The sequence below is a fragment of the Candidatus Collinsella stercoripullorum genome, from assembly GCF_027669965.1.
Lineage (GTDB): Bacteria > Actinomycetota > Coriobacteriia > Coriobacteriales > Coriobacteriaceae > Collinsella > Collinsella stercoripullorum.
The window spans coordinates 39264-52940 of sequence record NZ_JAQECM010000006.1 but is presented as its reverse complement, the minus strand read 5'-3'; the positions used below and the strand labels follow the sequence as shown (position 1 = coordinate 52940).

Annotated in this window: 12 protein-coding genes and 4 tRNA genes; all 16 read right to left on the bottom strand. The window is 69.7% G+C overall.

Features of this window, described 5'->3' with window-relative positions:
- On the bottom strand, window positions 1-786 hold a 786-nt coding region (locus PHA29_RS02910), incomplete at its 3' end, for a pseudouridine synthase (RefSeq protein WP_270847990.1).
- Window positions 779-1492 (bottom strand): SMC-Scp complex subunit ScpB, encoded by a 714-nt coding sequence (gene scpB / locus PHA29_RS02905; protein WP_270847989.1) that lies wholly within the window; start codon window positions 1490-1492, stop codon window positions 779-781. The genes scpB and PHA29_RS02910, both read right to left, overlap by 8 nt.
- 3 nt (window positions 1493-1495) lie before the next feature.
- Window positions 1496-2296, bottom strand: a complete 801-nt coding sequence (locus PHA29_RS02900; RefSeq protein ID WP_270847987.1) for a segregation and condensation protein A — start codon at window positions 2294-2296, stop codon at window positions 1496-1498.
- A gap of 55 nt (window positions 2297-2351) precedes the next feature.
- Window positions 2352-3041 carry a site-2 protease family protein gene (locus PHA29_RS02895; RefSeq protein ID WP_270847985.1) on the bottom strand — a complete coding sequence of 230 codons (690 nt, stop codon included), beginning with the start codon at window positions 3039-3041 and terminating at the stop codon, window positions 2352-2354.
- An 8-nt stretch (window positions 3042-3049) separates the two neighbouring features.
- Window positions 3050-3346 carry a hypothetical protein gene (locus tag PHA29_RS02890; protein ID WP_270403320.1) on the bottom strand — a complete coding sequence of 99 codons (297 nt, stop codon included), beginning with the start codon at window positions 3344-3346 and terminating at the stop codon, window positions 3050-3052.
- The gene (locus tag PHA29_RS02885) at window positions 3333-5375 is read right to left on the bottom strand and encodes an ABC-F family ATP-binding cassette domain-containing protein (RefSeq protein ID WP_270847983.1); all 2043 of its coding nucleotides are present in this window, start codon (window positions 5373-5375) and stop codon (window positions 3333-3335) included. Before PHA29_RS02885 ends, PHA29_RS02890 begins: the two co-directional genes overlap by 14 nt.
- A gap of 72 nt (window positions 5376-5447) precedes the next feature.
- Window positions 5448-5522: transfer RNA gene (locus PHA29_RS02880), tRNA-Val, on the bottom strand.
- A gap of 252 nt (window positions 5523-5774) precedes the next feature.
- A tRNA-Ile gene (locus PHA29_RS02875) sits at window positions 5775-5847 on the bottom strand.
- A gap of 51 nt (window positions 5848-5898) precedes the next feature.
- Window positions 5899-5971 (bottom strand) — tRNA-Ala (locus PHA29_RS02870).
- 256 nt (window positions 5972-6227) lie between these two features.
- Window positions 6228-6300 (bottom strand) — tRNA-Ala (locus PHA29_RS02865).
- 115 nt (window positions 6301-6415) lie between these two features.
- A complete protein-coding gene (locus PHA29_RS02860; protein WP_270574137.1) occupies window positions 6416-6997 on the bottom strand; it encodes a haloacid dehalogenase-like hydrolase in 582 nt (193 codons plus the stop codon).
- A 184-nt stretch (window positions 6998-7181) separates the two neighbouring features.
- On the bottom strand, window positions 7182-8885 hold the full coding sequence (locus PHA29_RS02855) for a proline--tRNA ligase (RefSeq protein WP_270848026.1): 1704 nt from the start codon (window positions 8883-8885) through the stop codon (window positions 7182-7184).
- 179 nt (window positions 8886-9064) lie between these two features.
- Window positions 9065-10132: a flavodoxin-dependent (E)-4-hydroxy-3-methylbut-2-enyl-diphosphate synthase gene (gene ispG, locus PHA29_RS02850; RefSeq protein ID WP_270847981.1), complete on the bottom strand. Its 1068-nt coding sequence runs from the start codon at window positions 10130-10132 to the stop codon at window positions 9065-9067.
- A 69-nt stretch (window positions 10133-10201) separates the two neighbouring features.
- Window positions 10202-11554, bottom strand: a complete 1353-nt coding sequence (locus tag PHA29_RS02845) for a M50 family metallopeptidase (protein WP_270847980.1) — start codon at window positions 11552-11554, stop codon at window positions 10202-10204.
- A gap of 21 nt (window positions 11555-11575) precedes the next feature.
- Window positions 11576-12760 carry a 1-deoxy-D-xylulose-5-phosphate reductoisomerase gene (gene dxr / locus PHA29_RS02840; RefSeq protein WP_270847979.1) on the bottom strand — a complete coding sequence of 395 codons (1185 nt, stop codon included), beginning with the start codon at window positions 12758-12760 and terminating at the stop codon, window positions 11576-11578.
- The gene (locus PHA29_RS02835; RefSeq protein ID WP_270847977.1) at window positions 12757-13647 is read right to left on the bottom strand and encodes a phosphatidate cytidylyltransferase; all 891 of its coding nucleotides are present in this window, start codon (window positions 13645-13647) and stop codon (window positions 12757-12759) included. The genes dxr and PHA29_RS02835 overlap by 4 nt, the downstream gene beginning before the upstream one ends.
- Between the last annotated feature and the right edge of the window lie 30 nt (window positions 13648-13677).

Sequence of the window (13677 nt, the reverse complement as noted above, 5' to 3'; positions counted from 1 at the left end):
GGCCCCCCGCCGCTCCTCGTCGGTGAGCAGGCGCCACGCCCCCTGTTCGACCCCGGTGAGCCGAAGCGGGCCGAAACGGGAGCGGTGCAGGGCCAGGACGGGATGGCCGATCTTGCCGAGCATGCGCTTCACCTGGTTCTTGCGGCCCTCGTGGATCACGACCTCGACGGCGGAGGCGCCGCGCGGGATCCCCCGGGCGGCGACGGGCGCGGCCTCGCGCGCGCCGAGCAGGCGGCAGCGCGCCGGCTGGCAGGGGCCGTCGTCGAGCTCGATGCCGCGGCGCAGGGGCTCGAGCTCCGCGTCGGCGACGCGTCCGTCCACGAGCGCGAGATAGGTCTTGTAGACGTGGCGCGAGGGGTGCAGCAGGTCCTGGGCGAGGTCGCCGTCGGTGGTGAACAGCAGCAGGCCGGTCGTGTCGCGGTCGAGCCTCCCGACGGGGAACAGGCCCGGGAAGCGGTCGGTGGGCACGAGGTCCGCCACGCACGGCCTGCCCTGGGGGTCGCGCATGGTCGTGACGTACCCGGCGGGCTTGTTCAGGACGAGGTGCACGGCGGTCCCGCCCGGGCGGACGGGGGCGCCGTCGACGGTCACGGTGTCGCGCGCGGGATCGACCTTGGTGCCGAGCTGGGTGACGACGACGCCGTTGACGGCGACGCGCCCGGCGGTCATGAGGTCCTCCGACCCGCGGCGCGAGGCGACGCCGGCACGGGCGAGGAAGCGCTGCAGGCGCATGGGGACGATGAGCTCCCCGGTTGCGGGGTCGCGCGGGGGCATGGGGTCACTCATCGAAGTCCTCGTCCGTCGCGTTGCCGATGAGCACGAGGTCGGCGTCGGGGTCCTCGTCGTCGAGGTCGATGAGCTCGCGCTCCTCGGCGAGCTCATCGTCGGTCTCCTCCAGGGTTGATTGGATCGTGCGGCCGGACAGCCGCTCGCGGATGAAGCGGCGCGTCTGCTCGTCGGGGGCGAACTGCTCGAGGTCGGGGAGGTCCTTGGTGCTGCGCAGCCCGAACTTCTCGAGGAACGCCGTCGTGGTCCCGTAGATGATGGCCTGCCCGCGCTGCGGGTCGCGGCCCATCTCGCGCACGAGGCCCTTGTCGACGAGGGACGAGATGACGCCGTCGGAGTTGACCCCGCGGATGCCCTTGACCGTCTCGCGGGTCACCGGCTGGTGGTAGGCGATCACAGCGAGGGTCTCGAGCGCCGCCTGGCTGAGCTTCTGCGTGTCCCAGGAGAGGACGAGGGCCTCGACCTGGTCGTGGTAGGCCGGGTGGGTGAACAGCCTCCAGCCGCCGGCGACCTCGCGCAGCTGGAACCCGCGCTCGGCCTCCTCGTACTCCACCTTGAGCTCGGCGAGCAGCGATGCCGCCTCGCCGGGGGCGATGCCGAGCACCGAGGCGAGGGAGCTTGCGCTCACCGGGTCGCTCGACACGAGGAGCATCGCCTCGAGCGCGCCCTTCAGCGAGCCCGATTCGAGCGTTTCCAGATCCTGCATGCGCTAGTCCTCCTCGATGGCGAGGGCGTCGCCGGGCCGGTAGGCCGGCGCCCCCTCGACGCGGTTGATGGTGATGGCGCCGAAGTTCTCCTCCTGCGCGAGCGTGACGGACCCCCGCTTGGCGAGCTCCAGGATGGCGAGGAAGGTCGCGACGACCTGCTCGGTGGTCGCCTCCCCGTCGAGGAGCTCCCGGAAGGTGGTGCGCCGGCGCGCCATGGTCACCCGGTCGACGGAGGCGACGGTGAGCTCGAGCGGCACGCGATGGGGCGCTACGTGCTCCGCCTCGAGCAGGAAGGTCTCGCGCCTGCCGTCGAGGTCGGCGCAGATGACGGCGAGCCCGCGCAGGGTGATGCCGGCGAGGTAGTCGGGCATGAGGCCCATGAACTCGGGGTCGGGGCCCGCCACGCGCGGGTGCATGCGGCTCTCCGCCTCCATGCGCGCGCCGAGTGCGGCCGCGGCGCCCTTGAACTGCTTGTAGGCGATGAGGCGGGCGATGAGCACCTCGCGCAGCTGCTCGCCGTCGAGGTCCGCGTACTCGTCGAGCTCCTCGTCTGCGGGCGCGCGGCGGGTGTCCTCCGCCGGGATGAGGGAGGCGGCCTTGATGTCGAGCAGGGTCGCCGCGACGAGCAGGAAGTCGCTCGCGACGTCGAGGTCGAGTGCCTCGAGCCGGTCGACCTCGGCGAGGTACTGCTCGGCGACCTCGGAGATCGAGATGGAGCCGATATCCACCTTCTGGCGCGAGACGAGCTGCAGCAGCAGGTCGAAGGGGCCCGAATAGGCCTGTGTGGTCACGCGGTACGACACGGCGCCCTCCCCTCCCCGTCTGCGTCCATGCTGCCGTCCCGTCGATTGTAGCGCACTACCATCCGAGGGCGAAGCGGACGAGCAGCCGGTAGACGGGCTGCAGGGTCACGTCGAAGTACATCCCCAGAAGGTCGATGCCAAAGACCGTGGGGAGCACGTAGAGCACGACGATCAGGATGGGCATGGCGTAGCGCTGGACCTCGTAGTAGCGGTCGAGGGCGCGCCCCTTGAGGAACAGGACGAGGATCGACGAGCCGTCGAGCGGGGGCAGCGGGATCAGGTTGAAGAAGGCCAGGGAGAGGTTGACGGCGATGAACTGCAGGCAGAAGCTCGCGACGGCCCCGGTGGTGGCCGCGCCGAGCACGGAGGCGACCGCGAAGGCGTTGTCCGCGGCGACGCGCAGCACCACGGCGCCGAGCACGGCGAGGACGACGTTGGACGCGGGGCCCGCCAGCGACACGAGGACCTCGTCGCGCTTGGGGTGCTTGAGGTTGCCCAGGTAGACCGGGACCGGCTTGGCGAAGGCGAACACCGGCCCGCCCGCGGCGATCATGAGCAGCGGCAGCAAGACGGTGCCGAAGGGGTCGATATGGCGCATCGGGTTCAGGGAGATGCGCCCGCGCGAGCGCGCGGTGCGGTCGCCCAGCAGGTAGGCCGCCAGCGCGTGGGCGCTCTCATGGACCACGATGCCCACGATGACCGCCGCGGCCGAGGCGAGGATGTACAGAACGTAGCTCCAGTCCATGGGGGCTCCTATCGCAGGGCGCGGGCGGCCCGCTGCGCCGCGTAGTCGACCACGAGCAGGAAGACCATCGCGAGGGCGAAGTCGAAGCGGAAGACGCCGCCGAAGGGCGAGGTGATGAGGCCGTACCCGGCGATGACGTCGGGCAGGGCCTGCGTGAGGTCCATCACGAGCCCCATGATGTTCAGACGCACCGCGACGCCCGGGAAGCACAGCAGGACGGTGAGCAGGCCGAGCAGGATGGCGCAGACGCGGGCGATGTAGGAGAACACGGTCAGGGCGACGGCGCCGGCTCTACGCAGATCCACGTGCGGTCTCCTCCTCGATCGTGGTGGATAGCTCCAGCCACTCGTCCTCGAGGGCCGGGATGTCCTTTTTCAGCCCATTGTATTCCGCAAGCGCCTCGCTGAATTTCGCCTGATCGGCATAAAGCTCCTCGGATGCCATAAGCTCCATGAGCTCATCATAGCGGCCGCGCTTGGTCTCGAGCTCGCGCTCGACCTTCTTCAGGCGGTCGCGGGTCTTCTTGAGGCGCCGGTTCAGCTCGGCGCGGGCCTCGGCCTCGGCGCGCTTCTGCTCGCGGGTCTTCTTGCCGGCGGCCTCGGACGGGGCGTCGTGGGTCCTGCGGTAGGTCCGCCCGGATGAGTCAGACGCGGTGGGCTTGCGCGCGGACGTCTGGGTGCCGCCCGCGTCTTCGCCCGCCGCCTGCGCGGCGCGCTCGGCCAGGTCCTCGCGCTTGAACAGGTAGTAGTCGTAGTCCCCGTCGATCACCGTCATCTTGCCGTCGCGGATGTCCACCACGCGGTTGGCCACGGCGCGGACGAGGTGCTCGTCGTGGCTGATGAGCACGATGGTCCCCGGGAAGGCCTTGAGGGCGTTCTCGAGCATGTCGACCGAGTCGATATCCAGGTGGTTGGTGGGCTCGTCGAGGCACAGGAGGGCCTCGGGGGCGACGAGCATCTTGGCCAGGGCGAGGCGCGCCCGCTCGCCGCCGGATAGGACGCTCACGCGCTTGTCGACGTCCTCGCCCGAGAACAGGAAGGCGCCGAGCAGGCTGCGCTGCTGCGGGACGGTCCAGGTGGGCGCCACCGAATCGATCTCCTGCAGGACGGTGTTGGACTCCTTCATGCCCTCGAGCTGATGCTGCGCGTAGTACGCGACGCCCACATGGGCGCCGAGCTCACGGGTTCCCGCGGTCGGGGCCTCGATGCCGGCGAGCATCTTGAGCAGGGTGGACTTGCCGGCGCCGTTGGGGCCGACGAGCGCCACGTGGTCGCCGCGGTAGAGCTTGAGGTCGATGCCGTCGTAGACGGTCTTGCCGTCGTAGGCCTTGGAGACGCCCTCCAGCGCCGCGACAAGGTCGCCGGAGCGCGGGGGGTCGGGGAACTTGAAGTCGACGTGCTTGTGGCCCTCGGGAAGGATCACGAGCTCGCGGCGGATCTGCTCGATCTTGCGTATGCGCTCCTGCGCCTGGGCGGCCTTGGTGGGCTTGTAGCGGAACTTGTCGACGAACACCTGCATATGGGCGATCTCGCGCTCCTGGGCGGCGCGCTTGGCGCGCATCTGCTCGAGGTTGTCCTCGCGCTGCTTGAGGTAGGAGCTGTAGTTGCCGGTATAGGTGGTGATGCGCCGGTTCTCGAGGGCGGCGACGTGGTCGACGCAGGCGTCCATGAAGGCGCGGTCGTGGCTGACGATCAGCACGGCGCCCTCGTAGGAGGAGATGAAGCCGCGGAGCCACTGGACGCTCTCGAGGTCGAGGTGGTTGGTGGGCTCGTCGAGCAGCAGCAGGTCGGGTCGGCGCAGGAACAGCTTGGCGAGCGCGATGCGCATCTGCCAGCCGCCCGAGAACTCGGAGCAGGGGCGGTCGAAGTCCTCGGGCGCGAAGCCGAGGCCCGAGAGGATCTGGCGCGCGTTGCTCTCCAGCTCGTAGCCTCCCAGGTGCTCGAACCGGTCCTGGACGCGCCCGTATTCGGCGAGCAGCGCCTCGAGCGAGGGGTCGTCCCCGTCGGCCTCGGAGATCTGGAGCGACAGCTCCTCGGCCCGGTTGCCCAGGCGCTGGATCTCGATGGCCGCATCCATGACCTCGCGGATGATCGAGGAGTCGGAGGCGAGCTTGGTCTCCTGCTCGAGGTAGCCGACGTTCACGTCCTTCGCGTAGGTGACCGTGCCGGCATCGGGGGCGTCGATGCCCATGATGATCTTCAGCATGGTGGTCTTGCCCGCGCCGTTCGGCCCGACGAGCGCATAGCGCTCGCCCGCGTTGATCTGGAACGACGCGCCGGAAAACAGCGTGCGCGCGCCGAAGCTCTTCTCAACCTTGTCAACGAGGAGAATCATGGTCCCTGTCCCTGCTTCCAGCCTGCCGCTCAAGAAAAAAGGCCCCAGTCGCCTGGAGCCTTTCGTGTGTGATGGTGGGCGATACAAGATTCGAACTTGTGACCCCATCCGTGTGAAGGATATGCTCTACCCCTGAGCCAATCGCCCGTGAGCCTTTCGGCGAAGAAGATACTAACACACAAACCGTTCCGGGCAAGCGGGATTTTTCCGGACTCCATAATTCGCCTGACGCCGGCGCGGGCCCCTCGCGGTAGTCGTCTCCCGCGGCGCACAGGACGGTGCACGGGGCGCGCCTCCCCTACCGAGGGTGCCGGCGGGCATCCGGTATCCGCATGCCGGAGACGGAGGGCGCCGACGAAAAGACGGCCCCGTGATACGGGGCCGTCGTCGCGGTTCGGGTGGGCCCTGCCGGATTCGAACCAGCAACCCAGGGATTATGAGTCCCCTGCGCTAACCGTTGCGCCAAGAGCCCGTATGATATGAAAACAGCCTCCGGAATCCGGAGGCTGCGGTTTCACTTGGGTGGAGACGAGGGGAATCGAACCCCTGACCTCTTGACTGCCAGTCAAGCGCTCTCCCAGCTGAGCTACGCCCCCAAGCGGTGCGGGAAATAATATACGGGAACGTTCGGATGGATGCAAGCACCTTTTTGAACTTTTTTCGCCCGCGGCATCGGGGCGCCGCCGGCCTCGGGAACCGGGACCCGTGTTCTGTACCGCAGCCCCGCCTCGCGCGCTCCGCGCCGGCTGCTCGCGCACCCGGTCGCTCCGCGCCCCGAACGGGGTTCGATCCCCCGCGCGGTCGACGGTGACGAAAAAGGCACCCTCGCGGGTGCCTTATCAGAATCTCGGGTGGAGACGAGGGGAATCGAACCCCTGACCTCTTGACTGCCAGTCAAGCGCTCTCCCAGCTGAGCTACGCCCCCAAGCAACTAATAGGTACTATGCACCATCCCGGCTGCGATTGCAAGGAGAGTTTTCGGAAAACGGGATCGGTCACAAGTTCGCCATCACTTCAACCGAGACGGGACGTCCCGCCCGTCACTCGATGCGCGTGCGCGGGTCGAAGGGGCGCACGTCGTTCCCGTGGACAAGAAAGCCCTTGCGCGCATAGCGCAGCATCGGCAGGTCCACGAGGTTGTCGGTGTAGAACTCGTCGGGCACCGCATCCTCGCCGTAGGTCTCCTTGAACGCCTTGACCTTGTTGTCGCCGAAGTTGAGGTGGATGAGCTCGAGCGTGTCGTAATCGACGGTCGAGCAGATGCAGCGGGTGACGCCCAGGCGGCGCATGACCTCCTCCATCGTGTAGTTGAACGACGCGGTCATGATGACGTCGTCGGGCCTCGGCTCGTACCAGGGGCGGATCTTGTGCATGTGCGTGTCCCAGAACGCCGAGACCATGGCGGGGATATCGTCGAAGGAGGTCAGGTAGGCATGGATGTAGCGGCGGATGGCGCGCTCGATGTCGGCGCGGGACGAGCGGGAGCGGCGATAGCGCACGAGATGGAAGATCACCGGCGCGATGAAGCGCAGCACGCGGGGGTTGTACCTGATGGAGAACAGGTAGAAGTCGAGCGGGCTCTCCCCGTCGTAGATGGTGTTGTCGAAGTCGAGCGCGCGCATGCGGGTCCTTTCCTCGCGGGTCCCCCCATCCTGTCATGATAGGGCGCACAGAGGGTGTCGATGGATCCTCGACGGAAAGCTGACGCGCTCTTAACAAAACGGGCGACCCCCCGTACCGCGGCACAGGGGGGTCGCCCGAGAGGTGATGCGGTCAGGCGCCGGGCCCGTCCACAGGGGGGCTCCGTCAGCGGCGCTGCTCGCGCACGAGCCCCGCGACATGCTCGACGGCGGAATCGAGCGCAAGGTCGCTGCGCTCGCCGGTGGCGCGGACCTTGAGCTCGACGGTGCCGTTCGCCAGGCCGCGCTTGCCGACGATGAGCTGGAAGGGGAAGCCCATCAGGTCGTTGTCGGCGAACTTCACGCCCGGGCGCTCGGCGCGGTCGTCGAAGACGACATCGACGCCCGCGGCGGCGAGCTCGTCGGCGAGGTGCGCCGCGGCGTCGAACGCCTCGCCCTTCTTGTCGAGGGCGATCACGGAGACCTCGTAGGGCGCGACGGAGACGGGCCAGACGATGCCCTGCTCGTCGTTATGCTGCTCGACGACGGCGGCGAGGGTGCGGGAGACGCCCACGCCGTAGCACCCCATGAGGAAGGGGCGCTCCACGCCGTTCTCGTCGGCAAAGGTCGCACCCATGGCCTCGGAGTACTTGGTGCCGAGCTGGAAGACCTGGGACACCTCGATGCCGCGCGCGCCCGCCAGGGGACGGCCGCAGTGCGGGCAGGGGTCTCCTGCCTTCACCGTCACGAGGTCGGCCCATTCGTCGACCTCGAAGTCGCGGCCGGGGCAGGCTCCGGTGTAATGGTAGTCGACCTCGTTGGCGCCGCAGGCCCAGCGGGTGGAGTCGCGCAGCGTCTCGTCGACCACGAGGCGGATGCCGGCGGGGAGGTTCACCGGGCCGATGAAGCCCTTGTGCAGGCCGAAGCCCTCGAGCTCCTCGTCGGTCATGAGGTGGTAGGCGCCGAAGAGGTGCTCGGCCTTACAGTCGTTGAGCTCGTGGTCGCCCGGGACGATGCAGACGACCGGCGTCCCGTCCTCCGCCACGAGGGCGAGGGACTTGCGGGTGCCGTTCTCGGGGAAGCCGAAGAACGCCGCCACGGCCTCGATGGTGCCGAGCCCGGGGGTGTGCACCTTCTCGAGCGCGCCGTCGCCGGGGCCCTCGGTGACGGGGACCTGCGTGGTCGCCGCCTCCTCGTCCGCGGCGAACCCGCATGCATCGCAGTAGACGAGCGCGGCCTCGCCGGCGTCGGCGAGCGCCATGAACTCGACGGAGGTGTCGCCGCCGATCTGGCCGGAGTCCGCGACCACGGGCAGGGCGCGCAGGCCGCAGCGCTCGCAGATGTTGGCGTACGCCTCCTTCATGGCGTCGTAGGTCTCCTGCAGGCTCTCCTGCGTGGCGTTGAAGGAGTACCCGTCCTTCATGATGAACTCGCGGCCGCGCATGAGCCCGAAGCGGGGGCGCATCTCGTCGCGGAACTTGTCCTGGATCTGGTACAGGTTGACGGGCAGCTGCTTGTAGCTGCGCAGCTCGTTGGTGATGAGGTCGGTGACGGTCTCCTCGTGCGTGGGGCCGAGCGCGAACTCGCGGTCGTGGCGGTCCGTCACGCGCATCAGCTCGGGCCCGTAGGCGCTCCATCGGCCGCTCTCGCGCCACAGCTCGGCGTCGGTGAGGATGGGCATGAGCATCTCCTGGGCACCGGCGGCGTCCATCTCGTCGCGCACGATGGCCTCGATCTTCCTCAGGGAGCGCCAGGCGAGCGGGAGGTAGCTGTACAGGCCCGCGGCCTGCCTGCGGATCATGCCCGCACGCAGCAGCAGGCGATGGCTCGCGAGCTCCGCCTCGGCGGGGTCCTCCTTGAGGGTGGGCGCGTAGAGGCGCGACATCTTCATCGCGCGGTCGAAGGTAGACAAATCGTTCACTCCTTGTCGTTCACTCTGCAGGGTATGCGCGGTACCGCAGCATGATAGCGCACTTGGGATCCGCGGGGCCGCCCGGTGCGGCATATGCACAAGGGCGCGGCGGGCGCGTCACGCGGGCGCTCCCCTTCCCCGCTGCGCCGGATGGCGCCTCAGAGGGCGTCGATCTCCGCCATGAGGGCGTCGACGATCTCCGACTCGGCGACCTTGCGCACGACCTCGCCCTTCTTGAAGAGCAGCGCGCTGCCCTTGCCGCAGGCCACGCCCACGTCGGCGTCGGCCGCCTCGCCCGGCCCGTTCACGACGCATCCCATGACGGCGACGGAGATGGGCTTGTCGACGCCGGCCAGCCGCCGCTCGACCTCCTCGGCGATCGGGATGAGGTCGACCTGGGTCCTTCCGCAGGTCGGGCAGGAGACGATCTCGGGCCCGCGGCGCCGGAGCCCCAGGCACTCGAGGATCCCCCAGGCGACGGGCGGCTCCTCGACCGGGTCGGCGGTCAGCGAGACGCGGAGGGTGTCCCCGATGCCCTCCGCGAGCAGCGTGCCGAGCCCCACCGCGCTCTTGACCGTGCCCTGCCGCACGGTGCCGGCCTCGGTCACGCCCAGATGGAGGGGCACCTGGGGGAGCTCGCGCGAGAGGGCCCGGTAGGTCTCGATGGTGACGGGGACGCTGTGCGCCTTGGCTGACAGCACGATGTCGGTGAACCCGCGCGCCTCGAAGTGGTCGACGAACCGGAGCGCGGATGCGACGAGCTTCTCGGGGAGGGTGAGGCCGTCGCGCTCCGCGATATCGCGCTCGAGGGAGCCGGCGTTCACGCCGATGCGGATGGCCGCCCCCTTTTCGCCGGCGGCGTCGATGACGGCGTCGACGCGGTCCCAGGACCCGATGTTGCCGGGGTTGATGCGCAGCTTGGCCGCGCCCGCACGGACGGCCCCGATGGCGAGGCGGTAGTCGAAGTGGATGTCGGCGACGATGGGGACCGGAGACTCGGCGCAGATGCGCCCGAAGGCCTCCAGGGCCCCCTCGGTGGGGACCGTCACGCGGACCAGGTCGCATCCGGCGTCGGCGAGCGCGCGCACCTGGGCGAGCGTCGCGTCGGCGTCGGCGGTGGGGGTGCAGGTCATGGATTGCACCACGACGGGAGCCCCGCCCCCGATGGTCACCCCGCCGACGTCGACGGGTCTGGTGAGGCTGCGCGGCAGCGGTGCGGTGTGCATGGCTACCTCCAATCGGATGCGCCCGGTCCGGCCGCCGGCGGGCCCGGGGCCGCGCCGGGCGGCCGGATGCTACAGCAGGCGCAGGATGTCGGCGCGCAGCATGTAGATGAACAGCAGGCCGAAGAGCGCCACCCCGACATAGGAGATGGCGGTCTGCACGCGCATGGGCACGCGGCGGCGCGACACGGCCTGGATGGCCTCGATGAGCAGCTTGCCGCCGTCGAGCGGCGGGATGGGGAGCAGGTTCATGAAGCCGAGGGACAGCGAGATCAGGCCGGCGAAGGCGAGGTAGGTCGAGGGCCCCGCGGATGCGGCCTCGGCGGCCATGGCGGAGATGCCCACGACGGAGGTAGAGTTGTCGAGGACCTCCATGGTGCGCGAGGGCACGAGCAGCTGCGCCACCCCGGATGCCGTCTGGGCGACGTAGGCGACCGAGACGCGCGCGGAGTCGACGGGGTTCAGCCGGACCGTCTCGCGGCTCACCTCGATGCCGATGGTGCCGTCCTCGGCGGGGGTGATCGAGGATGCGCGCTCCTCGCCGTCGTGGACGAAGGTGACGGGGATGTCCTCGGTGCGCTCGGTCGCGTCGAGGGCGGCGAGGATGTCGGTCCAGGACCCGCACGCCTCCCCGTCGACCGAGGTGATGGCGTCGCCCGCGGCGATGCCCGCCTCCTGTGCGGGGGAGCCCTCGGCGACGGCGCCGATGACGTTGGTGTCCACGGCGACGGTGACGCCGATGACGGAGTAGACGCTCATGATCAGCAGCATGCCGCAGACGACGTTCACGAGGATGCCGGCGACCAGGATCAGGGCGCGGGACCAGAAGCCCTTGCCCGCGTAGGTCGCGGCGCGCTCCTGCTCGAGGAAGGCCCGCTCCCCCATCGTCGGCTCCCACGGCTCGCCCTCGGCGGTCGCGTGCTCTCGATCGAACCGGCGGCCGTCGAACAGGGTGCGGCCGGCGGCGTCGCGCGGGACCGAGGCGAAGGACGCGGGGTAGTAGCGGCGGTCCTCATCGGGCTCGTACGCGCATGCGAGCGACCCCCATCCCACGAGCATCGCGCACGCCTCCTGCACGTCCTCCTCGCTCTCCCCCAGCTCTGCGGCGAGCTGCGCCGTGGAGGCGGTCCCATGGCGGTGCACGGCGGAAAGGACGGCGGCGGCGCAGGGCGTCTGCGCGTCCTCCATGCCCGACACGGCGGCGTAGCCGCCCAGAAGGATCGGGGTGACGCCGAACTTGGTCCCGATGCGCTTCGAGACGCGGTGGATGTTCTTGGAGCACGGCAGGCCGAGGAAGAACTCGGTCACGCGCACGCCGCAGGCGCGGGCCGCCAGGAAGTGCCCGCCCTCATGGATGAAGACGAGGACGGACAGGGTGAGCAGGCCCCAGAAGAGGGCGGAGAGAAAACCGACGGCTGCGTCCATCAGGCTCCTTACGATCGAAGGTCATCGACGCGCGCGGATCGCGCGGCGGGCCGCATCGCGCGCGGAGCCATCGACGTCCGCGAGCTGCTCCAGGGTCTGCACGGGCTCGACCGCATGGGCGTCCATGCAGGCCTCCACGACGCGGTCGATGTCGGTGAGCCCGATCGCGCCGTCGAGGAAGGCGGCGACCGCCACCTCGTTGGCCGCGTTCATGACGCACGGGAGGGTGCCGCCCGTGCGCCCCGCGCGCTCGGCGAGGGCGAGGCAGCGGAAGGCGTCCGCATCCGGCGCGGCGAAATCGAGCGAGCCGAGCTCGCGGAAGTCCACGCGCGGCGCGGGCGTCTCCCAGCGATCGGGATAGGAGAACGCGTACTGGATGGGGATGCGCATATCGGATGCGCCCAGGTGCGCGATGACCGACCCGTCCTCGTATTCCACCATCGAGTGGATCTTAGACTGGCGCTGGATCACCACGCGGATGAAATCCATATCGACGCCGAACAGGTGCATGGCCTCGATGCGCTCCAGGCCCTTGTTCATGAGGGTGGCGGAATCGACGGTGATCTTGGCGCCCATGTTCCAGGTGGGGTGCGCGAGCGCCTGCGCGGCGGTCACGTGCTCGAGCTCGGCGCGGGTGCGGCCGAAGAAGGGGCCGCCGGAGCAGGTGAGCCAGATGGCGTGCGCGCGCTCCGCGCGCTCGCCGAGGTAGCACTGGAAGATCGCGGAGTGCTCGGAGTCGACGGGGATGAGCTGCCCCTCGCGTGCGAGCGGCATGAGGAGCTCGCCGCCCACGACGAGGGACTCCTTGTTGGCCAGCGCGAGCTGCTTGCCGCTCGCGAGCACGGCGGCGCTCGCCGCGAGGCCGGCAGCCCCCACGATGGCGACGAGTACGCAGTCGACGTCGTCGTGGAGGCAGACGTCGACGGCAGCCTCGGCGCCGAACTGGCAGGAGGTTCCGGCGGGAAGGTCGGCGAGCGCGGGGTCCGAGCGGCGGGCGGCGTCGGTCACCGCGACGCGGGCGACGCCGAACTCGCGCGCGGCGTCGACGAGCTCGCGCGTGCGGCTGTGGGCGGTCAGGGCGACGACCTCGAGGCGGTCGGCGTGCCTGCGGCAGACGTCGAGCGCCTGGGTGCCGATCGAGCCCGTGCAGCCGAGGATGGCGATGCGCTTGCGCCCCGTCTTCGCGGCCGGGTTCCTGTCCGTCATACGATGCCTCCGATCCTCAGGATGAGGTACGCGGTGATGCAGCCGAAGATGAGCGAGTCGGAGCGGTCGAGCATCCCCCCGTGCCCGGGGATGAGGTTGCCCGAGTCCTTCACCCCGACGCCGCGCTTGATGCGGCTCTCGATGAGGTCGCCGAAGACGCCGAGGACGCCCACCGCGACGCCGCAGAGCACAGCGAAGGGTACGTCGAAGGCGTACCAGCCGGTGGCCTCGAGGATCAGCCAGACGGCCACCGATCCGACGATGCCGCCCGCGAAGCCCTCCCAGCTCTTGTTCGGGGAGATCTTGGGGACCATCTTGTGGCGCCCGAGCCTGCTGCCCACGAGGTAGGCGAAGGAGTCGGAGACCCACAGCGACGCGCAGACGCCGATGGCGAGCAGGGCGCCCGCGGCCCCGGGGACCGCGTCGCGCAGAAGGACGATCGAGGAGAGCATGTACCCGGTGTACAGGGGGCCGAAGCCCGTCACGGCGACGTCCGCGATCCGCGCCCGCGGCGAGAAGACGTACCACAGCCCGAGCGAGAGCACGAGGACGAACATGAGGCCGGTGAGCCATACGGCGTCGACGAGCGCCGACAGGGGGAACAGCACGGAGGCCGCGAGGCCGAGCAGCTCGTTGGGGACCTTCCCGTCGAGCCGCATCATCCTGAAGAACTCGAAGCAGCACAGCCAGCTCATGGCGGCGCAGAACAGCGCGGTGGGCAGGGTGCCGAGCAGCAGGCAGGCGATGAAGAGGCCGACGTAGATGAGGCCGAAGCCCGCGCGGACGATGAGGCCGTGCAGGGCGCCGGAGCGCTCGGGAGCGGGCTTCGCCCCGTCAGCCGGGCGGCGTGCGCCCTCGTCGTCGGAGGAGGTGGTGGTCTGTTTCACGGATGCTCCTTTAGGGCGGGGGCCGGGATG

Coding starts and splice junctions, on each gene's coding strand:
- scpB (WP_270847989.1), bottom strand. CDS start 1,492: ATGCAGGATCTGGAAACGCTCGAATCGGGCTCGCTGAAGGGCGCGCTC.
- PHA29_RS02895 (WP_270847985.1), bottom strand. CDS start 3,041: ATGGACTGGAGCTACGTTCTGTACATCCTCGCCTCGGCCGCGGCGGTC.
- PHA29_RS02885 (WP_270847983.1), bottom strand. CDS start 5,375: ATGATTCTCCTCGTTGACAAGGTTGAGAAGAGCTTCGGCGCGCGCACG.
- PHA29_RS02860 (WP_270574137.1), bottom strand. CDS start 6,997: ATGCGCGCGCTCGACTTCGACAACACCATCTACGACGGGGAGAGCCCG.
- PHA29_RS02855 (WP_270848026.1), bottom strand. CDS start 8,885: ATGAAGATGTCGCGCCTCTACGCGCCCACCCTCAAGGAGGACCCCGCC.
- ispG (WP_270847981.1), bottom strand. CDS start 10,132: ATGCACACCGCACCGCTGCCGCGCAGCCTCACCAGACCCGTCGACGTC.
- PHA29_RS02845 (WP_270847980.1), bottom strand. CDS start 11,554: ATGGACGCAGCCGTCGGTTTTCTCTCCGCCCTCTTCTGGGGCCTGCTC.
- dxr (WP_270847979.1), bottom strand. CDS start 12,760: ATGACGGACAGGAACCCGGCCGCGAAGACGGGGCGCAAGCGCATCGCC.